46 protein-coding genes are annotated in these 20,075 nt (G+C 69.2%); 44 read left to right on the top strand and 2 right to left on the bottom strand.

All coding sequences use genetic code 11. The features are described from left to right. Nucleotides 1-4: 4 nt before the first annotated feature. The 11 genes from IG94_RS40110 to IG94_RS0101675 all read left to right on the top strand — a co-directional run bounded on the left by IG94_RS40110 (nt 5) and on the right by IG94_RS0101675 (nt 5,840). On the top strand, nt 5-598 hold the full coding sequence (locus IG94_RS40110; protein WP_157852168.1) for a hypothetical protein: 594 nt from the start codon (nt 5-7) through the stop codon (nt 596-598). Between the two features lie 59 nt (nt 599-657). Next, entirely contained in the window at nt 658-2,913 is a 2,256-nt protein-coding gene (locus tag IG94_RS39595; RefSeq protein WP_052410513.1) for a P-loop NTPase family protein, read from the top strand. 222 nt (nt 2,914-3,135) lie between these two features. Beyond that, nucleotides 3,136-3,543, top strand: a complete 408-nt coding sequence (locus tag IG94_RS0101715; protein WP_031029782.1) for a hypothetical protein — start codon at nt 3,136-3,138, stop codon at nt 3,541-3,543. A gap of 26 nt (nt 3,544-3,569) precedes the next feature. Then, on the top strand, nt 3,570-3,752 hold the full coding sequence (locus IG94_RS0101710; protein ID WP_031029780.1) for a hypothetical protein: 183 nt from the start codon (nt 3,570-3,572) through the stop codon (nt 3,750-3,752). Between the two features lie 5 nt (nt 3,753-3,757). Beyond that, the gene (locus IG94_RS0101705; protein ID WP_031029777.1) at nt 3,758-3,946 is read left to right on the top strand and encodes a hypothetical protein; all 189 of its coding nucleotides are present in this window, start codon (nt 3,758-3,760) and stop codon (nt 3,944-3,946) included. Between the two features lie 92 nt (nt 3,947-4,038). After that, nucleotides 4,039-4,554 (top strand): DUF6197 family protein, encoded by a 516-nt coding sequence (locus IG94_RS0101700; RefSeq protein ID WP_052410512.1) that lies wholly within the window; start codon nt 4,039-4,041, stop codon nt 4,552-4,554. A gap of 10 nt (nt 4,555-4,564) precedes the next feature. Next, a complete protein-coding gene (locus IG94_RS42785; protein ID WP_031029771.1) occupies nt 4,565-4,789 on the top strand; it encodes a hypothetical protein in 225 nt (74 codons plus the stop codon). Next, nucleotides 4,789-5,091 (top strand): DUF7739 domain-containing protein, encoded by a 303-nt coding sequence (locus IG94_RS0101690; RefSeq protein WP_031029768.1) that lies wholly within the window; start codon nt 4,789-4,791, stop codon nt 5,089-5,091. Before IG94_RS42785 ends, IG94_RS0101690 begins: the two co-directional genes overlap by 1 nt. Nucleotides 5,092-5,093: 2 nt before the next feature. Continuing rightward, entirely contained in the window at nt 5,094-5,309 is a 216-nt protein-coding gene (locus tag IG94_RS0101685) for a hypothetical protein (RefSeq protein ID WP_157852165.1), read from the top strand. Between the two features lie 7 nt (nt 5,310-5,316). Beyond that, on the top strand, nt 5,317-5,532 hold the full coding sequence (locus IG94_RS0101680; protein WP_031029763.1) for a hypothetical protein: 216 nt from the start codon (nt 5,317-5,319) through the stop codon (nt 5,530-5,532). Nucleotides 5,533-5,537: 5 nt separating this feature from the next. Beyond that, the gene (locus tag IG94_RS0101675) at nt 5,538-5,840 is read left to right on the top strand and encodes a hypothetical protein (protein WP_031029759.1); all 303 of its coding nucleotides are present in this window, start codon (nt 5,538-5,540) and stop codon (nt 5,838-5,840) included. Here IG94_RS0101675 and IG94_RS0101670 read toward each other — a convergent pair whose 3' ends face one another. After that, nucleotides 5,841-6,041, bottom strand: a complete 201-nt coding sequence (locus IG94_RS0101670) for a hypothetical protein (protein WP_031029755.1) — start codon at nt 6,039-6,041, stop codon at nt 5,841-5,843. It lies immediately after the preceding gene. Between the two features lie 327 nt (nt 6,042-6,368). Next, complete coding sequence (locus tag IG94_RS0101665) at nt 6,369-6,659, bottom strand: hypothetical protein (RefSeq protein WP_031029754.1); 291 nt, start codon at nt 6,657-6,659, stop codon at nt 6,369-6,371. Nucleotides 6,660-6,784: 125 nt separating this feature from the next. Here IG94_RS0101665 and IG94_RS41440 point away from each other — a divergent pair, with 125 nt between their 5' ends. The 33 genes from IG94_RS41440 to IG94_RS42780 all read left to right on the top strand — a co-directional run bounded on the left by IG94_RS41440 (nt 6,785) and on the right by IG94_RS42780 (nt 19,771). Beyond that, on the top strand, nt 6,785-7,123 hold the full coding sequence (locus IG94_RS41440) for a hypothetical protein (protein WP_031029749.1): 339 nt from the start codon (nt 6,785-6,787) through the stop codon (nt 7,121-7,123). A 16-nt stretch (nt 7,124-7,139) separates the two neighbouring features. After that, the gene (locus tag IG94_RS44010) at nt 7,140-7,268 is read left to right on the top strand and encodes a hypothetical protein (RefSeq protein ID WP_263446305.1); all 129 of its coding nucleotides are present in this window, start codon (nt 7,140-7,142) and stop codon (nt 7,266-7,268) included. Between the two features lie 32 nt (nt 7,269-7,300). Next, nucleotides 7,301-7,579: a hypothetical protein gene (locus tag IG94_RS0101650; protein WP_031029747.1), complete on the top strand. Its 279-nt coding sequence runs from the start codon at nt 7,301-7,303 to the stop codon at nt 7,577-7,579. Nucleotides 7,580-7,683: 104 nt separating this feature from the next. After that, nucleotides 7,684-7,947, top strand: coding sequence for a hypothetical protein (locus tag IG94_RS0101645; protein WP_031029745.1), 264 nt, complete (start codon nt 7,684-7,686; stop codon nt 7,945-7,947). Beyond that, nucleotides 7,944-8,468, top strand: a complete 525-nt coding sequence (locus tag IG94_RS0101640) for a hypothetical protein (protein ID WP_031029743.1) — start codon at nt 7,944-7,946, stop codon at nt 8,466-8,468. Before IG94_RS0101645 ends, IG94_RS0101640 begins: the two co-directional genes overlap by 4 nt. A gap of 119 nt (nt 8,469-8,587) precedes the next feature. Further along, nucleotides 8,588-8,728, top strand: coding sequence for a hypothetical protein (locus IG94_RS42460; protein ID WP_157852162.1), 141 nt, complete (start codon nt 8,588-8,590; stop codon nt 8,726-8,728). Beyond that, on the top strand, nt 8,728-8,985 hold the full coding sequence (locus tag IG94_RS0101630) for a hypothetical protein (protein WP_031029739.1): 258 nt from the start codon (nt 8,728-8,730) through the stop codon (nt 8,983-8,985). Before IG94_RS42460 ends, IG94_RS0101630 begins: the two co-directional genes overlap by 1 nt. Further along, a complete protein-coding gene (locus tag IG94_RS0101625) occupies nt 8,982-9,233 on the top strand; it encodes a hypothetical protein (protein WP_031029738.1) in 252 nt (83 codons plus the stop codon). Before IG94_RS0101630 ends, IG94_RS0101625 begins: the two co-directional genes overlap by 4 nt. Continuing rightward, entirely contained in the window at nt 9,223-9,489 is a 267-nt protein-coding gene (locus tag IG94_RS0101620) for a hypothetical protein (RefSeq protein WP_031029735.1), read from the top strand. Before IG94_RS0101625 ends, IG94_RS0101620 begins: the two co-directional genes overlap by 11 nt. 11 nt (nt 9,490-9,500) lie before the next feature. After that, nucleotides 9,501-9,725, top strand: a complete 225-nt coding sequence (locus IG94_RS0101615; protein WP_031029732.1) for a hypothetical protein — start codon at nt 9,501-9,503, stop codon at nt 9,723-9,725. Nucleotides 9,726-9,730: 5 nt separating this feature from the next. Beyond that, nucleotides 9,731-9,853: a hypothetical protein gene (locus IG94_RS44005; protein ID WP_263446304.1), complete on the top strand. Its 123-nt coding sequence runs from the start codon at nt 9,731-9,733 to the stop codon at nt 9,851-9,853. Nucleotides 9,854-9,991: 138 nt separating this feature from the next. Then, entirely contained in the window at nt 9,992-10,717 is a 726-nt protein-coding gene (locus tag IG94_RS0101610; RefSeq protein ID WP_031029729.1) for a hypothetical protein, read from the top strand. Continuing rightward, on the top strand, nt 10,714-10,947 hold the full coding sequence (locus IG94_RS0101605; protein ID WP_031029727.1) for a hypothetical protein: 234 nt from the start codon (nt 10,714-10,716) through the stop codon (nt 10,945-10,947). Before IG94_RS0101610 ends, IG94_RS0101605 begins: the two co-directional genes overlap by 4 nt. A gap of 38 nt (nt 10,948-10,985) precedes the next feature. Continuing rightward, on the top strand, nt 10,986-11,177 hold the full coding sequence (locus IG94_RS0101600; protein ID WP_157852159.1) for a hypothetical protein: 192 nt from the start codon (nt 10,986-10,988) through the stop codon (nt 11,175-11,177). Further along, a complete protein-coding gene (locus IG94_RS0101595) occupies nt 11,174-11,620 on the top strand; it encodes a DUF6221 family protein (protein WP_031029722.1) in 447 nt (148 codons plus the stop codon). The genes IG94_RS0101600 and IG94_RS0101595 overlap by 4 nt, the downstream gene beginning before the upstream one ends. A 168-nt stretch (nt 11,621-11,788) precedes the next feature. Beyond that, nucleotides 11,789-12,070: a hypothetical protein gene (locus IG94_RS0101590; RefSeq protein ID WP_031029720.1), complete on the top strand. Its 282-nt coding sequence runs from the start codon at nt 11,789-11,791 to the stop codon at nt 12,068-12,070. Nucleotides 12,071-12,105: 35 nt separating this feature from the next. Beyond that, on the top strand, nt 12,106-12,648 hold the full coding sequence (locus IG94_RS44275) for a phage tail fiber protein (RefSeq protein ID WP_428837404.1): 543 nt from the start codon (nt 12,106-12,108) through the stop codon (nt 12,646-12,648). Between the two features lie 10 nt (nt 12,649-12,658). After that, nucleotides 12,659-13,495, top strand: coding sequence for a hypothetical protein (locus IG94_RS0101580; protein WP_031029714.1), 837 nt, complete (start codon nt 12,659-12,661; stop codon nt 13,493-13,495). After that, complete coding sequence (locus tag IG94_RS0101575; RefSeq protein WP_157852153.1) at nt 13,486-13,785, top strand: hypothetical protein; 300 nt, start codon at nt 13,486-13,488, stop codon at nt 13,783-13,785. Before IG94_RS0101580 ends, IG94_RS0101575 begins: the two co-directional genes overlap by 10 nt. A gap of 14 nt (nt 13,786-13,799) precedes the next feature. Next, nucleotides 13,800-14,510 (top strand): hypothetical protein, encoded by a 711-nt coding sequence (locus IG94_RS42455; RefSeq protein WP_031029710.1) that lies wholly within the window; start codon nt 13,800-13,802, stop codon nt 14,508-14,510. Next, nucleotides 14,507-15,106, top strand: a complete 600-nt coding sequence (locus IG94_RS0101565) for a class I SAM-dependent methyltransferase (RefSeq protein WP_031029706.1) — start codon at nt 14,507-14,509, stop codon at nt 15,104-15,106. The genes IG94_RS42455 and IG94_RS0101565 overlap by 4 nt, the downstream gene beginning before the upstream one ends. Next, nucleotides 15,103-15,690, top strand: coding sequence for a methyltransferase domain-containing protein (locus tag IG94_RS0101560; RefSeq protein WP_031029703.1), 588 nt, complete (start codon nt 15,103-15,105; stop codon nt 15,688-15,690). Before IG94_RS0101565 ends, IG94_RS0101560 begins: the two co-directional genes overlap by 4 nt. Further along, nucleotides 15,674-15,919, top strand: a complete 246-nt coding sequence (locus tag IG94_RS0101555; RefSeq protein ID WP_031029701.1) for a hypothetical protein — start codon at nt 15,674-15,676, stop codon at nt 15,917-15,919. The genes IG94_RS0101560 and IG94_RS0101555 overlap by 17 nt, the downstream gene beginning before the upstream one ends. 3 nt (nt 15,920-15,922) lie before the next feature. Then, nucleotides 15,923-16,804 carry an NAD-dependent epimerase/dehydratase family protein gene (locus IG94_RS0101550; RefSeq protein ID WP_031029698.1) on the top strand — a complete coding sequence of 294 codons (882 nt, stop codon included), beginning with the start codon at nt 15,923-15,925 and terminating at the stop codon, nt 16,802-16,804. A 75-nt stretch (nt 16,805-16,879) separates the two neighbouring features. Next, complete coding sequence (locus IG94_RS0101545; RefSeq protein WP_031029695.1) at nt 16,880-17,104, top strand: hypothetical protein; 225 nt, start codon at nt 16,880-16,882, stop codon at nt 17,102-17,104. Beyond that, complete coding sequence (locus IG94_RS0101540; RefSeq protein WP_031029692.1) at nt 17,101-17,283, top strand: hypothetical protein; 183 nt, start codon at nt 17,101-17,103, stop codon at nt 17,281-17,283. The genes IG94_RS0101545 and IG94_RS0101540 overlap by 4 nt, the downstream gene beginning before the upstream one ends. Before the next feature lie 31 nt (nt 17,284-17,314). Then, entirely contained in the window at nt 17,315-17,902 is a 588-nt protein-coding gene (locus IG94_RS0101535) for a hypothetical protein (RefSeq protein WP_031029689.1), read from the top strand. 21 nt (nt 17,903-17,923) lie between these two features. Next, nucleotides 17,924-18,280: a hypothetical protein gene (locus tag IG94_RS0101530; protein ID WP_031029686.1), complete on the top strand. Its 357-nt coding sequence runs from the start codon at nt 17,924-17,926 to the stop codon at nt 18,278-18,280. A gap of 25 nt (nt 18,281-18,305) precedes the next feature. Continuing rightward, nucleotides 18,306-18,494 (top strand): hypothetical protein, encoded by a 189-nt coding sequence (locus IG94_RS0101525; protein ID WP_031029684.1) that lies wholly within the window; start codon nt 18,306-18,308, stop codon nt 18,492-18,494. Then, nucleotides 18,494-18,856, top strand: a complete 363-nt coding sequence (locus IG94_RS39590) for a hypothetical protein (protein ID WP_052410511.1) — start codon at nt 18,494-18,496, stop codon at nt 18,854-18,856. Before IG94_RS0101525 ends, IG94_RS39590 begins: the two co-directional genes overlap by 1 nt. A 295-nt stretch (nt 18,857-19,151) precedes the next feature. Then, entirely contained in the window at nt 19,152-19,367 is a 216-nt protein-coding gene (locus IG94_RS0101510) for a hypothetical protein (RefSeq protein ID WP_052410510.1), read from the top strand. A 6-nt stretch (nt 19,368-19,373) separates the two neighbouring features. Beyond that, nucleotides 19,374-19,607 carry a hypothetical protein gene (locus IG94_RS40095; RefSeq protein WP_078892127.1) on the top strand — a complete coding sequence of 78 codons (234 nt, stop codon included), beginning with the start codon at nt 19,374-19,376 and terminating at the stop codon, nt 19,605-19,607. After that, nucleotides 19,604-19,771, top strand: a complete 168-nt coding sequence (locus IG94_RS42780; protein WP_169752305.1) for a hypothetical protein — start codon at nt 19,604-19,606, stop codon at nt 19,769-19,771. The genes IG94_RS40095 and IG94_RS42780 overlap by 4 nt, the downstream gene beginning before the upstream one ends. The last annotated feature ends 304 nt before the right edge of the window (nt 19,772-20,075 follow it).

The raw sequence follows: 20,075 nt of genomic DNA, 5'->3' as shown, positions 1-20,075 counted from the left end.
CGAAATGACCAGCACCCTTCGTCGTGTCGCCGTGTCGGGCAGTGCCGCGGTCGCCGTCCTCGGCGGCGCCGCCACCATCACGATGGCCGCCCCCGCCCCGGCTTCCGCCGCTGTCTCCGAGCACGTGGTCGAGCGGGCGGTGACCGCCCCCGTCACCCTGCCCGATGGGCGGACGATGCGGATCACCGGCATGGGCGGCTACGGCCACCACGCCACCGACACGCACGTCGCCACCGTCGCCGGGTTCAAGGCGGACACCGAGCCCGGCAGCGGCGACGGCATCACCAACGGCCTCACCCCCGACAGCGGCAGCGGCAGTCAGCTCGTCAACCCGCAGCAGCAGATGCCCGCCGGAACCCAGCAGCAGTACCAGACCCAGGCCGGCGGAGGCGCCATCGGAGTCGGCGTCGTCACCATCCTCATCCTGGCGATCATCGTGTTCGTCAAGGTCAAGCACAGTGGCCTCAAGGCTGGCGACGCGGTCCTCGGTGGCCTGCTCGGGATCGCCCTGTCCGGGACCGTCGTCGGCGCCATGGGCAGCCAGCTCACGAACTCGCTCGTCGGATCGCTGGGCACCATGCTCGGCAACCTCGGCTGACCACACCCCGGCGGGGCCCCAACCCGGGGCCCCGCCCCCGACCCAGGAAAGGACAGCTTGTGGCCACCGAGACCGAACCCTTCGAGCAGATCCCGCCCATGCCCGTCAACCCGCCCACCATCCCCCGTAAGCGGCGGATTGACACCGTGAAGCTGCAGGCCAAGGCCGCCTACGGTGAGCAGAAGCAGAACGTCCGGCAGCGCCTCGCCGGCTGGTTCGCCACCGCCGACATCGACGACCAGAAGCTCGCCGAACAGGTCGTCGACAGCAAGCGTCGCCAGGCGCAGCGCCAAGATGACGAACTCCTGCGCCAGGTCGGCCGAGTCAACAGCCGCCTCGCACAGGCCCGCATCGACGCCGCCCGGCAGGGCGAGGAGACCAGCCCCCAGATCGAGCGGCTCAAGGGCGAGCTCGCCGCGCTCCAGGCCCGCGTCGAAACCCGCGCTGCGGAAGGACCCGCGGTCGCCGTCATGCCGCCCACCAACCGGGAACTGGACCGTGCCCGCTGGACGAAGAAGGCCACCCGCGTAGCCGCCGTCCTCGCGGGAGGCTACGGCTACCTGCACGGCATCGCCGCCGAACCCGCCCTCCTGCTGCTGTCGATCCCGGCCGGCGGCTTCGGCTGGTGGTTCCTGGCCCGCCCGCACGTCGAAGAGGCCAAGGAGGTGGGGGCCCCTTTCGGTCAGGCCCCGGTCAGCCTGCCCGCCACGTTCCTGGCGGACCCGACGCAGGCCGGGGGAGCGATGAGCGTCGGATCGCACGTCGTCATGAACGTCGAGCAGCTCGACGAAGGCGCCAAGCCGTTCCCGCTCAGGAACGTGTCCACGCCGCAGCAGCTCGCTGAATGCGTCCTCCTCGCCGCCCGCGCCGAGAACGTGCCGATCGTCGAGGTCGCCGATGTGCAGCGGCAGCCGTGGGGCTGGCAGTGCGTCGTCCGCGTCGGCGAAGGCACCCCCGAAGCGATCATCGCGAAGAGCGGGGACCTCGAGACCCGCTTCGACCTGAAAGCCAACGGTGTCCGGCCCCAGCCCATCCTGGAGCGACGGGCGTGCGCGGTCCTGCGCCTCGTCGAGGGAGACCCGTTCGCCACCGCCCCCGGGCTGCCCCATCGCGCCCCCAAGTCGATCTCCATCACGGGCAAGAGCCGTCTCGGATCCTCTGTGGGCGGCGAACCCCTCGACGCCGCGTTCGCTGGGGTCATGGGGCTCGTCGTTGCGGCGTCAGGCGGCGGCAAGACCGGCCTGCTGCAGGCCATCGGTGAGATCACCACCGCCTGCTACGACAACATCACCATCGACCTCGACCCCCACGGCGACGGTCTGGAGGACCTCCACGACGCCGTCCGGGTCACCGGGCGCAGCCACGAGCAGATCGAAGCAGTCCTGCTGTTCTTCCTGATGCTGTCCAAGGGTCGCGCCCGGCTGCGGGCGAAGCTCGGCATGGGCAAGAAGTGGAAGGTCAGTAAGGAGCACCCGCACTTCACGATCATCTTCGACGAGTTCCCCAAGGGATCCGAGCTGGCGAAGAAGCTGGCCTTCGATCTGCTGCTGGTCGGCCGCAAGGAGGCCGTCACGCTGATCATCGCTTCGCAGGGCGGCACCAAGCTGTACCTCGGCGAGAACATCGCCCAGATGATCGCCTTCAAGGCGGTCGGGCCCTGCAAGGTCGGCGACACCCGCGCCGTCTTCGGAGACGGGGCAGTCGCCGAGGGCTGGATGCCACACAAGCTGTCTCCCGCCACCGACACCGACCCTAAGGACGCTGGCCACGTCTACATCCAGGGCGTGCCCGGCCGACCGGACGAGCCGATCGAGTACGCCGTCCACGAGACGCCCTCCGCCACGCTGCGCAAGCTGGCGCAGGAGAGGTGCGACGCCGGCCTGGTCGAGCCCGACCAGGACAGCCTCGACGCGATGAAGAACGTCGACCTCCCCGAGTACTGCGAGCCCGAGTACGACAAGGACGACCAGATCAAGAAGCCGGCGCCCGTCAAGCTTCTCACCTGGGAGCAACTGCTGCGCCTGTGCGACGCAGAGCCGCCCGCCGGCTCGGAGCTGACGGACGGGCCGGCACGGGCTGCGGTCGAGGATGCGGTCGACGTGATGGAGAAGGCGGACGTCGACCGGATGATCACCGAGCCGCTTCTTGCCGCGCTGCAGGAGTACGACCCGGATGCCTACGGCGACATGGATGCCGTCGCGTTCAAGGCCCTGATGAAGCAGGCGGGTGCTGGGTCGCCGATCACGCTGGGTCCGATCGGCGAGGAGAAGAATCCGCGCGGCTTCAAGCGTGATCGGCTCCGCCACCTGCTGTGACCGCTATGCGAAGTATGTACCCCTGATCAGGGCCTGCTCAGCCCTGATCAGGCCACAAACCCGCAGGTCACAGCTGCTCAGGCTGCTGCTCACGACCTGCTCAGCGTCTGCTCTGAGCAGCGCCTGATCAGGCGGCTGAGCAGACCCGACCTGCACTTTCTCCCGCTGAGCAGTCCTGAGCAGCGAGAGCAAACCATCCCATACCGGAAACGGAGATCATCTATGTCGAAGTCGTGGAGTGCCAGCCAGGCGAAGAAGTTCGCCCGCGATGTGGAGCTTGGGAAGTCGTACTACGTCGTGTACGACATCAGCCGGCGGGCCGCGCCCTACGAGGACGCGCACCTGTACGGCGAGTACCGGTTCACGTCCCGGCTTCCGTTCACGGGGAGCCCGTGCACGGAGTCCGGGTACAGCGCGGTGACGCTGTGCCAGACCCGCGGCCCGGTGTTCGACGCGCCGCCGCGCGGCATGCGGAACATCGCCGACCCGGCCCCGCAGGTTGCGGGCCCGATGGGCTCGGACAACTACGAGGGGATCTTGGACGAGGCCGAGTTGCGGGGTCTGGAGAAGCAGGCCGCGCAGACGTCCAACCCGAAGACGCGTCGCCGCCTCGGCGGCTGGCGCATCTGACCCACCCCAACCCGAAGGAGATCACCGTGCAGTACACCCACCAGTCCGTCCGTGACCTGGTCGACGCCAAGCAGCGCGGCGACCGAGCAGCGGCCGACCGCATCACAGCCGACGTCACCAGTCGCTACGACGCCGGGCAGGCCACCGGCGACGAGATCATCGAACTGGGTCAGGCCGACGCGCGCGTCCCCTTCGGAACGGGGGAGTGACCGCAATGCCCACCGAGTACAAGCACCAGTCCGTGCAGGACTACGTGGCGGCGAAGCGGCGCGGCGACCGCGCCACCACGGACCGGATCATCCGCGAGGTCACGGCCCGCTTCAACACCCGCGCCACCGACGGCAGCGAGGCTGCCGAACTCCACGAGGCCACCATGACCGTCCGCTTCGGCGAAGACCTGTAGCTCCGCCCGGGGCGCCCCTCGAATGCCTGGCAGCGACCAGGGGCGCCCCGGTCTCACCCGCCCACCAGAAGATCGACGGAGAGATCCCCATCATGCCCACGACCACCCGCGCGCCCGCAACCCGGCAGGCGCCGCCAGTCCTCGACCTGGACGCCCGACTCGCCCTGACCGGCGCCGCCATGACCGCCCGCCTCGACGAAGCCGCGGTCGAGTTCGAGGTCAACACCGCGCACCTGCCCGGCGCCGGGCAGGTTCCGCACATCACCGAAGCACCCCTGCCCGCACCGGCCGCCTCGCCGTCCCCGTACCGGACGCCCGTCGCCGACCTCCTCCACCGGGCCCGCGTTCGGATCGAGACCGCGGGCTGGTGCCGGGACGCCGTCCGCGACGAAGCGGGCGCCGTCTGCCCCATCCAAGCGATCCGCCTCGAATCCCGCGGCGACCGGGATGCCGCGCACGACGCGTGCGTGGCCCTCCTCGACGCCATCCAAGACCAGTTCCCCGCGGCCGAGACGATCCCCAGCTGGAACGCCCAGCAGCGAACCGCCGCACCCGTGCTCGCCGCCTTCGACCGCGCCACCCGACACGCCCACACCCACAACAAGTAGGAGACCCATCATGTCCAAGCCCACCCGTGAAGAACTCGACGTGTACGCCGAAGAGAACCGTCTGATCGCCGACTACCACAAGGCGTCGGCCGCCCTCGCCGAGAGCACCGCCCGTGAAGCCGCCGCCGGAATCACCCACGAAACGCCCGAGTACCAGCGCCTCAACCAGGCCGTCATCGACGCCGAGGAGCAGTTGCCGAAGAGGTTCCGGAAGGCCGCAAGGAAGGGCCTCTGATGGGCGTCAGCATCAGCCACGGCGTGCCGTCCACCAGGTCCGCGACGACCATCGCCAACCTCGGCCAGCACCTCGCCCACGCACTCACCAGCAGCGAGTGGCGGGAGGTCGCCTACCTCTTCGACGGCAAGCTGTACACGCCCGTCCACACCCCGCCGCAGCAGGCCGGACGGGTCGCCGCCCTCCTCGCCAAGGCCGCCAACAGCCGGGCCATGGACCGGGAATGGGCGCAGCTCGCCACGCTCCTCGCCGCATCCGCCCGCCGCGCCCACACCGCCAACGAGACCTGGGAGTGGAACTGACCATGCCCGACACCTGGAACGGCAAGCCCCTGCCCGTCCGCCGTCAGACGCACACCAACCTGCACTACCGGCTGTACGACCGGCGCACCGGCAAGTTGCTGTCGTTCAACTCCACGAACAGCATCGACAGTCTCGTCACCGACGTCCTCCGCACCCAGCAGGAGAACCCGTCCGCCCAGATCACCGCCGTCGAATACGACGGACCCGCCTACCAGTAGGAGACCCATGGCCAGCAGGCAGCAGCTCGAACGCAAGGCGGTCGCCGCCCTCGTCGACTTGAACAAGAAGGAGCGGGCCGGCGAGCGCACCGGCGACTTCTACCGCGGCACCGTGCAGCCCGCCGTAGAAGCCGCCGTCGCCGCCGGAAGCGACCGGACAGGCATCCACGCCGACGCCGACCGCGCATACGGCCGGTGGCTCATCGACAACGCGGGCCGGTGACCCCCATGCCCGCCGCGTTCACTGTCGACGGTCTCGTCCAGCAGCATGCGCACACCGTCGCCTACCTCGCCCACGAACCCGCCCCCGCCACCACCGCGGCCGGGTTCATCGCCCAGTTGGGTGCGGTCGCCGCCCATCTGGAGGTGGCCGGGATCGTCGGACACCACGACCTCAAATCCGCCGCCCGCCTGATCTCCGAAGCCGCCGACGAGCAGTCCCAACGCCGTGAGGTACTCCTGCAGTGCGCGGCACTGTGCCTCGCGGGGCTGGGCGACATGGCCGACGAGTACCGGGACATGGCCACCTGATCAACCCGAAACGACAGGGCCCCGACCGCCACCCGCGGCCGGGGCCTTCGTCGTTGGTGCCGGCACCGCCCGCGCCATCCAGCGGCCGTCGGTGAGGTAGCGGGGCAGCATCACCGGCAGAAACCCGGCATCCACGAGGCGGGCGAGGCCCTCGACGCACTCGTCCTCCGTCGCCGCCTGGACGCTCACCCGGATCGCCATGACGGCAGTCTGCCGGGAGTCGGCTGCGGGCGGAGCGTTACGCGGGAAGTTGGCTGTCGCAGTCGGGGCAGAGGCGAGCTAAGAGTTCGCCTGTGACGCTGCTGCGCACCTCGACGGCGGCAGGATGACGGCAAGTCTGGGAGTCCGGGCTACCTGAAGCGGTGGAGTGCAGACAGGGTGAGGACGACTGATCAATGACTGCCACCCGTTCCATCATCCAGTCGATGGTGACCCTTTCTTGGGCGTTGTCGGGTGTGTCAGCCAGCCCGCTGAGTTCGGCCTGGCGTTTCGCAAGTTGGTCGCGCAGCCACTCAGGAACGCTAGCGGTCACGGCTGCTCCTCGTTCTGAGCCTTCTTGAGTCGTGCTGCCCGTTCTGCGTAGCGCTCGTCGGCCTCGATGCCCGCGTCTCGCGCCATCTTGCGGACGTGGGCGCCGGTCCAGCCGGAGGCTTTGGCGACCTCGGTGGGCTTGAGGTGGCCTTCACGGAGAGCTGTGAGGACGAGTTCCCGGAGGTCGTCGCTGGACTTCTTGAGGCGGTCGGCGTCGCGCTGTCGGCGGGTGCCGGCTGCGGTGATCTCTTCGAGGGTGGGCGGCTCGTCGGCGGGGGTCGGCGTCATGGCATCAATCTAGCGCAAGGGACTTGCGGTGCCTATGCCTCATGGGTACTGTCTGAGGTGTCGCCAGCGCAACACATGATCGCTAGCTAATTGCGATCACGCTCGGTGAAGGGGGAGACCGCACGATGATCCGCTCGAACCGCATCCGCAGGCAGACGCTGAAAGCCCGCGCCCGCACCACCCGCGCCGCCGCCCGCATCAACCGCCGCGGAACCGGCACCCTCGCCTCGCACGCCATCGCCCAGGGACTCGCCCCGCGCGACGCCCGCAGCATGGTCGGCACGTTGCGCAAAGTCGCCGCCAAGCTGGGGGTCGCCGGCATCCCGGGCCGCATCCACCGCGGCCGGCGGATGCGGGACTGCACCCGGTACACGCCCGCCGCCGTCGCCCTCATCGCCGCCGCCTACCGGCCCCGCCGGCTCGCGTTCAAGCTCGCCGCCGCCCGACTCGCCCTCGCCGCCTGACCACGAAGGAGTCGTCATGGGTTTCATCACCGAGGTTGCCGCCTGGGCCCGCACTGGGGAGGTGCAGGTCGCTGCGGTTGTTGCGGTCGCCGTCATGGCCGTCACCGAAACCGCCCGCTGGGCCGCCCGCCGCGCCCGCCGCTGACCCCCGCCCACCACCCCGCGAAGGAGCCCGCCGTGAACCCCGACCTCAACCCCGACTGGGTCGACACGACGCTCACCCCCGCCGGTCAGGCTCTGTACCTGTCCGAGCTGCCCACCGACGACCTGGTCACCCCGCACGACGTGCGACTCATCCGCGAACAGGCGGTCACCGAGTTCGGGTTCGACGGTCTGCGGCGGGCGCAGTTCATCGCGGCGCTCCGCAACGCGGTCCTGATCTCCGACGGGCACGACGCCCGGCACCACTGGGCGCGCACCACCGCCCGATTCGCCGACCCCGAAGGCCTCCTGTAACCACCCGCAGCCGGGCCGAGGGCCTCCAAGGCCCCCACCGCCCGCAATCCTGGGCTCACCGTGCGGTGGGCCAACATCCCAACCCTGATCACGAAGGAGGAGCGATGAGCGCTCCCACGATCGTCGCCCAGCGGCCCGTCTTCCACGGAGACAAGCAGCTCACCGTCTCCACGATCCGGATCGCCGCCGACTACTACGACACCGTCATCTTCGACGCCAGCCCCGACAAGCGACACCGGGGCATGCTCCTCGGCGGCTACGTCATCGACTCCTCGTCGAAGCGAGCCCTCGACCGGGAGGCGGCGATGGAGAACCACCGCGAGGCGCTCATCGCCGCCCGCGAAGAGACGCCCAGGAGGACGTCGTGACCATCGCAGCCTGGCCGTTCGGCACCGATGCCGCCGAACACGACCCGCTGACCAAGCTCCGCATCCCCGTCGTCACCAGCTTCAACCCGGAGTGGAAGTACATCGCCGCCTACATCGACGTCGACACCAGCCGCTACAGCTGGGGCAGCGCCGAACGGCCCACCGGCGCCGAAGCGGCGATGCTGCGGTCCTACATCGACGAGTACATCCACTACTTCCTCGGCGACCGCGAACGGCAGCGGATGCTCAAGCGGCCCCTCGACGTCGAAGGCCGAGTCGTCACCCGCGTCTTCATCAAGTACGGCACCGACGACTGGGGATACCGCGTCGTCACCTGGCAGAACGGGCCCACCTACGTGCCGTCCAGTCCCAAGACCCGGGGCACCGAACACGAGTACACGAAGCACCCCGGCCCGCTCTCGCTGGAACAGGTCATGGACCTCTGCCACACCATCGGCGACGAGCCGATGCCGCACTGGCTGGACTGGAAGGCCGCCCACCCGGAGGTGTTCCCGACGTGACCGCCCAGCCGCCTGCCCCGCTGGTCGAGCCGGGGCCTCCCGCCGACTGGTGGGACGAAACCCCCGCCGAAGCAGCCCGCTACGACCGCGCACACTTCGACCGAGACGAGGACTGACCCGTGACCGTGGACCGCCGCTACGACGTCGACTGGACCGACGAGAACAACCCGCGCATCGTCATCGCCCAACCCGGCGACCAGCACGCCATGACCCTGGCCGAGGCGCAGGCCATCATCAACGAAGCCCGAGACGAGGACTGATGAACGCCCGAGACGAGCTGTACAACTACGCCGACGACGCCCACCTCGGCGGGGAATACCTCGACGAGCTCCTCGACCGCGTCGAGAAGGAAGCGGCGGCGAAGGCGGTCACCGACACCCGAAAGCAGGCCGCACGCGAGATCTTCGCCGAGAAGATCACCGAGACGCCCAAGGGGTGGTCCGAGCGCTACGTTGCCGGATGGAACGACGCCATCGACTCTGCCGCCGACAAGGTGCGATACGGCGGACAGCCATGACCGACACCGAACCCCGCACCGAGGCCGCCTTCGAGGCCGGCGGCCAGCAGTACGCGGCAGGCGACCGGGTGCGGTTCCCGCGCGCCGGGATGCGCAGGAACCGGAAGTGCGTCTACGAGATCACCGAAGCGAGTCCCGGCGGGATCACCACCGAGGCCGACGGATGCCGCTACCAGCTCAGCCGGGGCGACATCGCCGCCATCGGCATCATGCACGCAGACCAGAAACGAGGACACCATGATCGATGATCTGACCCGCCGTGTCGTGACCAACCAAATCAGCGCCGAAGCCGCCGCCGTAGTCCACGACGCGGAGCGCCTAGCCCAGGCGTACAGCCAACTCGCACAGGATGTCGCCGCCGGCCGGACCCTGAGCGGGGAGGCGTACCGCCTGACGCAGACCGCGACCGAGATCCTGCGGCGTGCAGCGCGCCTCGACGGGCTCCGGGAAACCGCCAAGGTCGCCGGGTTGATCGCGCCCGCCGCACCGGACACCGAGAAGTGAGGACCCCGACCATGGCCAGTCACGGCGAGCCCCGGTACCCGCTGCACGTCGCCCTCCCCGGCGGTCGGGTCAGGCACTCCGCCCGGCTCATCGGCGACGGCCCCGCTGTCGCCACCCTGTGCCGCAAGCGCGGTACCCCCGTCGACGACGGAAACACCCTCGCCTACTGCCGGGCGTGCGCCGCCCGCCCCAACCCCATGCCCCTGGTAGGGGCCCACCCCGCCACCGAGGAGTGAGAACCATGACCGTGCTGATCGACAGATGCGTCGACGCCTACGGCAACGAACGCACCGCAGGCCACATCCGCCAAGACGGGCACACCCGCTGCGCCCGATGCGGCAGGCCACTACCCGCCGAGAAGTGACCGCCCCGCCGAGGGCCCGCACCAGACCAGTGCGGGCCCTCACGCATGTCCGACTGTGCCAACGGACCAGTGTGTCAACCGGATCGTGCACTATTGGCTCAAGCGTCACCCTGCTTCCCGCACCATGAGGAGCCTGCCGTGCACGACAACCCCACCAATGGCCTCGACGGATATGACTGGCCGGTCTGTACCGCCCCGAACTGTGGCCGTCAGCTTTGGGTCAACGAGACCGGCCGCTGGGCCTGCCGCCCCTGCGAGGACGCGACGAGCCAGCGGATAGCCGAACTGCCCGCCCTGTTCCGCCGGCTCGACAGCACGGCGATGTTGATGCGGGGTGCGCGCCGGCCCGGCGGATCCGGTGGCACCGGGTCGAAGACGCCGCCGATCCCGCCCCGGCTGGAAGTCCTCGCCCTTGTCGGTCCTGGTGGTGTGGCCGCTCGCTTGTCGGCGATCGAGGATGCGTGGCGGGCCGCGCTCGGCTGGACCGTCGCCCCGTGGCGTGGCTCCCCGGCGCAGTCGGTGCCGCTGCTGATCGGCTTCCTGGCCAACAACCTCCTGTGGGCGTGCTCCAGCTACGAGGAGGTCGGCCAGGACATCGACGACCTGCGGCGGCTGCACGCCGAGTGCAAGGCGATCGTCGACGGTGACCGGCGGCCCGGCCGCGTCAAGATCGGTGTGTGCCCGGTACGTGTCGACGACCAGTCGTGCGGGACGCCGTTGACCGCGACCGCCGCCAGCCACCGCGTCCGATGCGCAGGCTGCGGGGCCCGGTGGGAAACCCTGGGGGAATGGCGGGAACTCCGGGCCGCACAGGATGCTGTCACCGAGCAGCAGCAGCGGGAGCAGACAGAGGTGGCAGCGTGAACGAACCGGACTACATCGTCATCCGTCCCGCGCCCGATCTGCCGGAGGGGTTCCTGCCCGAGCGGGAGAACGGCCGCTGGTACGACCGTGCCGACATGCCGCAGGCGGGTGTCGAAAGCAGCGTGGATGCCCTGATCCGGTACGGCGGTGGAGTGGCTGTGGCGACCGATCGGTTCGAGGTGAGGGACTACGACGGCGCCGTGGCCGAGGTGTACGAGGTTCGTCCGTGACTGCCCCGCTGCCGCATGCGGCGGACAGCATGCCGATCGTGACCGCCAACGACGGGCAGCCGTACCTGCCGTGCGAAGCCGTCACGATCCTGCTGCGGGCCATCGCCACGTCCTGCCGGAACCTCGCCGACGACCCCGACTGCGACCTCCACACCGCCGGGGCCGCCATCGATGTTGAAGCCGACACCCTCGAATTCCGCGCCATCGCAGCCACCCGGGAGACACCGTGAGCGACATCGCCGACTTCCTCCGCGCCCGGTACGCCGAACAGCGGGCCATCGCTGAGGCCGCAGCCGAACAGGCTGGAACCGGAGACTGGCGCTACCAGCCAGGCAGCGACCACGTGGCCGCCGTGCAGACCTTCCCCAACGACGTACCCGCCCGCCGCGAGCTGTGGACGCCGCTCGTCACCGAAGCCGGGTCATATATCGGCGACACCATCGACGCCGAGATCGGCAACCACGTCGCCACCCACGACCCAGACGCCGTACTCGCCGACCTGGACGCCAAGCTCGGCATCGTCGACCTCATGGACCGGACACTCGACGCCGCCGAAGGGGACACCGAAGTCGACCACTACGGCGGACTCGGCGCGGCGGAAGAGACCCTGTGCCGCCTCGCCCAGCCGTTTGCCGGGCATCTCGAGCACAAGGGTCAGGCGTGGACGCCGTAGCGTTGCCATGGACAGACACGATCCCGCCTGGACGTGGCCGGTACTTGACGGACAGTCTTGGGATCTGTAATCGTGATCCTTGATCGTGGAACACGAGTCACCACACGCTTCTGGAGCCCCCGCCGTGAACACCCCGGCGGGGGCCTTCTCGTATCCGGGGGAGGTGTTGTGGTCGCCTACCCCAACCCGCCGCTGGACGAGATCCACTTCGCGCAGGTCGAAGGCAACGACGACATCGGTGATCTCTGGGAAGCCGCCAAGGTTGCCGAGGTGAAGCCCGGAACCATCCGCGTATGGGTCACCCGAGGCAAGATCGAACCCATCCTCGACGGCGAAGCAGGCCAGTACTTCCACCTCCCCACCATCCGACGAGCAGCAGAAGGCGGCGCCAAACACCGGCCCGCCGACCCCGCCGCCAACAGTCGCGGCCCCCACGCCCACGCCGCCTGATGCTCCCTGCGTGACGGCTCCCGCAGGGTTGGGCCTTGCAGCGCCCCTGCGCTCGGCCCACCACGTCCGCCCGGTCCACGTGGGGTGGCCGGGCGGACAACAACCACGTCCCGCCGCCCGATGCCCCCCGTCCAGGCGGCGGGGCACCCCAACCACGCGCCGCGCGGCGCCCCCGCCCGAGGAGGGCAGTCGCCATCGCAGACAACCTTTCGAACACGGCCGAGAACCGCACCGTCGACTGGCTGTTTGGGGTAGACGTGGAAGGGCCCGTCGTTCCCCTGAAGATGGCGCTGGTCACCGCGGCAGGCAGCGACTCCGCCGCAGGTACCGAGGTCACCGGCGGTTCCTACGCCCGCAAGAACATCTCCGTGGCTGCCGCCGTCAACGGCGCCGTCTCCAACAGTGCGGACCTGATCTTCACCGGCATGCCCGCCTGCACGGTCGTCGGCTGGGAAATCTGGGACTCGGCCGGGAGCCCGGTCCGCTGGTCCTACGGCCCGTTCGACGCTTCCAAGACCGTCGCCGCCGGCGACGAGTTCAAGGTCGCCGCCGGGGCGTGGACGTTCTCCGCGTCGTGAGGAGACCCTGATGGCGCTCCTCACCACCCTCGTCGACACCTTCAACGACGGCGTCATCGGCGCCAACTGGGGCAACTCCTACGGCGGCGCGACCGAGACCGGCGGCCAAGCCCGCGTTCCCTGCGCTGCTGGCGTCTATGCCGGCTACCAGACGGGGCGGGCCTGGACCCTCGCCGGCGCCTCCATCTACCTGAAGCTGGTCACCCGGCCCGCAGCGTCGACGGGCACGGACGTGTCCGCAAACTTCTTGATCACTTCGGCTGTTGAGGGCACGAGCATCGGCTTCAAGTACAACGCGGTCACCAGCAAGCTCAGGTTGCAGTCGAACGTCGACTACTACGACGCTGCGGCTGTCGAGCTCACCTATTCGGCGACGGATCATCTGTGGCTGCGGCTCCGTGAAGACGGCACCAACGTGTACTGGGACACCAGCACGAACGGCAGCACGTGGACCAACCGCCGGACGCTCGCCACCCCTGCCTGGATCACCGCAGCCGTCGACACGTGCGCTGTTGACCTGTACGCCTACCGCGACGCCGGAACCACCGACCACGCCGCCTACGACAACGTCAACACCCTCGCCGACGGCGCCGTCGTAACCGCCACCGGCACCGGCACCATGACCACCACAGCCACCGCCACACCCGGGCGGGCAGCCACCGGAACCGGAGCGGGCAGCGCCGACACCGACGTGACCGCCAACTCCTCCGCCATCTACCACGCCACCGGCGCCGGCAGCCTCGATACAGACGCCACCGCCACCGCTGGCGGCACCGACCGCAACGACATCGACTTCCAGCTCGGACGGCCACACAGCGGATGGGTGGTGAGCGCGCCGTGGAGATAGCCGCATCGAGCACCGAATACGTGCGGGTCACCGCCGTCAGCGCCGCCGGCGGCAGCACGATCAGCCCCGCCGCGCCGCCGCAGTTCGCGTTCCAGCCCACCTCGGCCGCAGGCAACCCGGCCGCCGAGGACTGGTGGACGGGGGAGTGGGCCAGCCCGCACGCCCGCATCCTGCTCGGCCCCAACGGCGGGGTCACGAGCCTGGACCCGGGCGAGTACCGGGTGTGGCTCACCTGGGCTGCCGGGCTCGAAACCCCGGTCTACCGGGCCGGAACACTCACCGTCTACTAGGAAGCGCCCGCGCCATGGCCGACGACCTGCTCGTCATCATCCCGACCCGAGGCCGACCCCACACCGTGCCCGAGATCATGGCCGCGTGGGACGAGACCGGCGCTACCGCGCACGTCCTGTTCGCCGTCGACACCGACGACCCCGAGCTGGCCGCGTACAAGAAGCAGGCTGCCGCCTACAAGGCGGACGGGCGGGCGCGGTTCACGTTCAGCAAGCGGCGGCGCCTCGTCGGCACCCTCAACCAGCAGGCCGTGAAGGCAGCCGGCTCCTACCGGTTCCTGGCGTTCATGGGCGACGACCACCGCCCGCGCCCGGCGGCGATGCCGTGGGATGCCCGCATCCGGGAGTGCCTGTCCGGTGGGCCCGGCATCGTCTACGGCAACGACCTGCTGCAGGGCGAGAAGATGGCCACCGCCGTCGCCATGACCAGCGACATCGTCACCGCCCTTGGCTACATGGCGCCCCCGGCCATGGTGCATCTCTGTGTAGACCTGGTGTGGGTCGAATGGGGCCGTGGCATGCAGCGGATCACCTACCTCGACGACATGGTGATCGAGCACCTGCACCCGGCCGCGTCGAAGGCCGAGCTGGATGCCGTGTACGAGGAGTGCAACAGCGAGCAGCAGGTGTCCGCCGACACGGCCGCCTACTACGAGTACCGCGATGCCGGCGGGTTGGAAGCCGACCTGGCCAAGCTGCGGAAGCTCGTCGAGGAGGCATCGTGACCGCCGAAGCCGTCATCCAAGCGTGGGACCGAGCCGACCCGACCGCGATCCACCCGCTGCGGCAGGTCTCCGAAGAGGCGTACTGGGAGTCCGGGAAGGTGCAGGCCGACATGCTCGCCGGCGTCGTCCCCGACGGGGCGAAGGTCATGGACTTCGGCTGCGGTGATGGGCGGGTCGCCATCCCGATGGCCGCACTCGGCTACGAGGTCACGGCTGTCGACTCGTCACAACGGATGCTCGACCGGATCACTGAACGCACCCCGGACGTCACCACCGTGCAAGCGGACGCCGACGGTATGGCCTCGCACCTCGGCCGCCGCCGCATGGACGCCGTGTACGCGCTGGCCGTCCTCATCCACCACAGCTACACGGACTGCCTGCACATCATCAGCCGGCTTCGCGCGGCGACCAAGCTCGGCGGCATCCTGATCCTCGACTGGCCTGTCTCCGGCCAGCCGGCCGAAGCCGACTCGTGGATCGGCGTCACCACCTGGTCCCGGCAGCAGCAGGCCGACGCGTGCGCCGAGATCGGACTGGAGGCCGTCGACAGCGGGCTGCCGTGGGGCGTCTACCGGGCCGTGAAGGTGGCGTCGTGACCGAATGGAAACTGTTCGACGGCGACACCCCGTATGTGGCCACCCTCGACTTCCACCGCGGCCGCGAACGTGCGCCCCACCTCGAGCAGCCCGACCACCGAGCCCGCCTCAAGCGATGCGCCCGGCTCATTCGAGGTATCGCGCCCGCCTCCGTCGTCGACCTCGGCTGCGGTGACGGAGGACTCCTCAGCCTCATCAAGGACATTCCGTCCTGGGGCTACGACTTCCAGCCCAGCAACGAAGCCGCCTGGGCGGAGCGAGGCGTCACCGCCGAACGGCGTGACGTGTTCAACGCCCGCGACGTTCCCCGGTGGGGTGAACTCGCCGTGCTAACCGAGGTGCTGGAGCATCTCACCGATCCGCACGGCACCGTCAAGTGGGTCGCCCGCAACGCGAAGTGGATCGTTGCCTCGTCGCCCCGGCACGAGACGGCCGCCCATCATGGCGACTGCCACGCCTGGGCATGGGACGAAGACGGTTACCGGACCCTCATCGAACCGTACTTCGAGATCACTACACACCTCGGCCTGGACTGGTCGCAGATCATCGTGGGAAGGAGCCGACGCCATGGCGCTGTGGGCTGAGGACGAGACCGGCAACTACATCAACCTCGACCACTTCTTCAAGGTCACGGCGAACGACGAAGGCGGCGGCACCATCCGCCTCTACGCACTGCTGGCGGACGAGACCACCACGACATCCGAGGACTACGTCAAGCTCGCCGGGACGTGGTCCTCGCTGGCTGACGCCAGGGAAGCCTTCCGGCGGCTCTCGCGCGCTGAGGATCCCTCCACCTACGGCGATCTGGACTGAGCCTTGCGAGTCCTGCTGACCGGCGCGTCCGGTTTCGTCGGTCGCCACCTGCACCAGGCGCTGGCAGCTCGTGGCGATGACGTGTTCGCCCTCGACCTGCGGCCCACGCCGGGCGTGGAGTCGGGGGATGCGTTGGACTTCTTCCGCTATGACGACACCCACATGGATCTCGCGATCCACTGTGCGGCGATCGTCGGCGGCCGGGCGTCCATCGACGGCTCTCCGCTCGGTGTCGCCACCAACCTGGCGTTGGACTCCTGGTACATGCGGTGGCTGGTCCGCACCGGCACCCCGCGAGCCGTCTACTTCTCCAGCAGCGCCGCTTACCCGGTGGAGCTTCAGCAGCCCGGCGACGTGCGGAAGCTGTACGAAGAGGACATCGACCTGGACCGGCCTGAGCAGCCCGACGCCACCTACGGCTGGGCGAAGCTGACCGGGGAGAAGCTCGTCAGGTATGCGGAGACGGAGGGCTGCCGCATCCTCGTGCCGCGCCCGTTCTCCGGGTACGGCGAGGATCAGGACAACTGCTACCCGTTTCCGGCGTTCGCCCGGCGGGCCCGCGAGCATCAGGACCCGTTCGAGATCTGGGGTTCCGGCGACTCCACCCGCGACTGGATCCACGTGGATGACCTTGTCGGCGCCACCCTCGCCCTCCTCGACGCCGACGTCACCGGCCCCGTCAACCTCGGCTGGGGCAGGGCGACCAGCTTCAACGACCTCGCCCGGATCATGTGCGCCGAAGCGGGCTACCGGCCGGCGCTCAAGCACCGGCACGACGCCCCGCAAGGCGTCCACCACCGCGTATCCGACCCCTCCCGGATGCTCGACCACTACACGCCCACGATCACGCTGGAAGAAGGCGTGCGACGGGCCGTCAACGTCTGACCCCACGGAAGGCCCGCGCTCATGGCTTCCCCTGTCCCTGACCTGCCCCTCTGGGCATGGAATCTGATCATCGCCATGCAGCAGCACGAAGAGCTGCACGGCAACAGCGACACCTGCCTGAACGGTGTCCTGCACGCCGTCCCGCCCGAAGTCCGCCAGCAGGCCGAAGCGATCAGCTGCTACGTGAAGAAGGCCAGCGGCCAGCAGATCGCCGACAAAGCCGCCGAGACGTGGGGCGACCTCATGGACGCCTTCTTCGGGACACCGAAGGACGAGGCCGGAGCGGAGGCGACGTCGTGATCCGCCGCTTCGCCGGGTGGTGCGTGCTCGCACTGATCCCGCTCACGCTCGTACTCCTCGCTGGCCTTGCCGATCAACTCGCCGAACTCGCCGTCGGCACCGGGATCGCCGTGTTCCTCATGGCGCTAGCCATCGTCGGCAACCACCTGCTGACCGAAGCCGATCGGCGCCGGAACTGACCGATCTTTGACCCCACCCGGAGCCCGCGCCATGGATCTCTACGCCTGGATCACCCAGCAAGTCGACACCGTGGAAGCCGCCGCCCAGGCGGAGCTGGAGTGCCGCCGCGTCGTCTTCGAACCCCACAGTGGCGGGCCCGCCATCACCGGCATCGTCACCAGCGTCACCCAGACCCCCGACGGCATGCAGCTCAACGTCGCCCAGTACGGCGTCGAAGCTCGCGACGACACGCCCGCGCCCGTGCAGGCCGTGGCCGCCATCCTGCGCCGCTGCGAAGCCGACCGGCGCATCCTCGCCCGGCACCGGCTCGACCCCGGGCAGGCAGACAGCGTCACCTACGCGGCAGCCTGCGAAGGCTGCGGGCTGGACGACTGGGGACTCCCCAACATCGACAACCTCAACGACTGCCCCGAACTCCTCGACCTAGCCCACGCCCACGGGCTCACCTACGAGACCCTCACCGGACTCGACCGGCCGCAGCCCAGCGAACCCTGCACCCGCATGCAGACCGCGCCCGCACAGACCGGAATCAGAGGCCTCGCCCACGTCCTCGGCATCAAACCCATCACCACCAGCGACGTGCCCGCCGCACTACGCGGACCCCGCTGGAAACCCTGACCCCACAGGAGCCCGCGCCGAATGGGTACCAACTACTACGTCCAAACCGAGCCCTGCCCCACCGCCTGCGAACACTGCTCCGCCAGCGAACACATCCACCTCGGCAAGGCGTCGGCAGGCTGGCGGTTCAGCTTCCAAGCCCAACCCGACTGGGGCCCCCTCAACGGGTTCACCGAGTGGATGAAGCTCGCCATGAGCGGCGTGATCACTGACGAGTACGGCAGCGCCCACAGCCTCGCCGACCTGCTCCGCCTCATCCACGACCGGCAACAACTGCGAAGCCACATGGAACCCCAGCCCGACCTCGGGGTATTCCGCGCCGATCACGGCTGGTTCGTCAGCGACGGACACGAGTTCAGCACCAACGACTTCACCTGACCACCACCCCGCAGGAGCCCGCGCCATGGCCCAGTACACGATCAACTACATGACTGGCGACGAAGAGATCGTCCACGCCGCCAAGGTCGACAAGAGCATCGACGGAGACGACTACCGCTTCCACGACGCCAACGGCCGCGTGGTCGCCTACGTCCCCAGCGGCAACGTCCTCAGCATCGTCCTCGTCGACGAGCCCCAGGCGGTGACCGACTGATGGCCCGCCTGCAGATCCTCGAACTCCCCGAAGGCAGCAGCGACGACCGGCCGCCGTTCCTGCTCGTCGTCGACCAGGTGCCCGCCAACGGGGACGGATTCGAAGCCCTCCGACGCGACCTGATGGACGACTACCTCGCCGCGCGCACCGGCGCCCGCGCCGTCCTCGTCTTCGAAGACACCATCGACATCCCCGCCAACGACACCAGCGGATACCTCGCCGCGCCCGCCACCAAGCAGGAACTCGTCGTCGAACTCAACGGAGACCCGGTGAGCGCCAAGCCCCGGCGCGACTGGTGCTGCAGCCTCGCCTTCCAAACCCTCGGCAAGCAGCACATCGACGACTGCCGCCAGCCGCAATGAGCGGCGGGTGGGAAGGGTCGGACCGCAAGAGCCGGCTGCCCCGCGGATGGGACAAGATCCGCGCACGGATCCTGGAACGGGATCGGGTCTGCGTCCTGTGTGGGGTCCGACCCAGTCGGTTCTGCGATCACATCGAGGCCAAGGCCGACAGGAACGGGCCCGAGGATCTACAAGGCGTCTGCGGCCCCTGCCATGATCAGAAGTCGTCACGTGAAGGCAACGCCGCCCAGCGCGCCAACCCTCGGCCCGGACGACGACGGCCAGACGAACCGCACCCCGGGATGAGGTGAGCAGCGTGCCCGCCTACCTCGTCATCCACTCCGAACGGCACGGCGACGACACCCTCATCGAAGATCCCAACCTCACCGTCGAGTTCGTCGACGGCTGGGCCCTCTTCAAAGACCGGGACCTCATCCAGTCGAACCGGGTCGCCATCGCCATCCCCGCCACACAAGTCCGCCGCATCGAACGGGTAGACGAACCAGAGGAGCCCGCGCCGCAGAAGGAGTGATGACCTGTGGCATCCAAAGGACGCGGCCGGCGCGGCAACGCCGCCCAGCTGAAGCAGTACTGGGCCACCGGCGCAGGCTCGGCCAAGATCAGATGGAACACGGCCGGTGATCACCGAAGGTGTTCACGTCAGCTGGCGAAGTACCTTGGTCCGCGAGCCAAGGCGTACTGCGCCCGCCTCCACTTCGAACGCACCGGGGTCTGGCCGGGCGACCGGCGCAACGTCGGCCGACGACGGTGACCACACTCCACGTCACCCCGATCGGCGACCAGGCCGACCACGACACCAGCACCGCCGAGTGCGTGTGCGGACCGGAGACCAGACCAGCCCTCCAGGCCGGCGGGTCGGTCGGCTGGCTGCTGGTGCACCACTCCCTCGACGGCCGGGAGCACGCGCTCCGGTAGCCGGCTGCCCACCGGACGGTGCCAGCCCACCAGGGCGCGGCCGACGGGGTAGGGCAGGCGGCCACGGGGTGAGGCGTGGTGACGCGGTCACGGTGATCGTCAGCGTCGTGATGGTGATCGCGAACGGCGACAGGACCAAGATCGATGCGAGCCGATCAGAGCCCTGTGGATCAAGGATGGCAAGATCACCAAGCCTCCAAATCTCATGATCAAAAAGGGCGTTTCAAGATCACGCCAACCATGATCCAACCTGGGGGTGATCACCCCTCCCGGTGATCATTCCGGATCGGGGCCGTGTAGCTCG

This window comes from Streptomyces olivaceus (genome assembly GCF_000721235.1).
Taxonomy (GTDB): domain Bacteria; phylum Actinomycetota; class Actinomycetes; order Streptomycetales; family Streptomycetaceae; genus Streptomyces; species Streptomyces olivaceus.
Note: the sequence above shows the minus strand (reverse complement) of the source record. Positions and strands in the feature narration are given on the sequence as shown.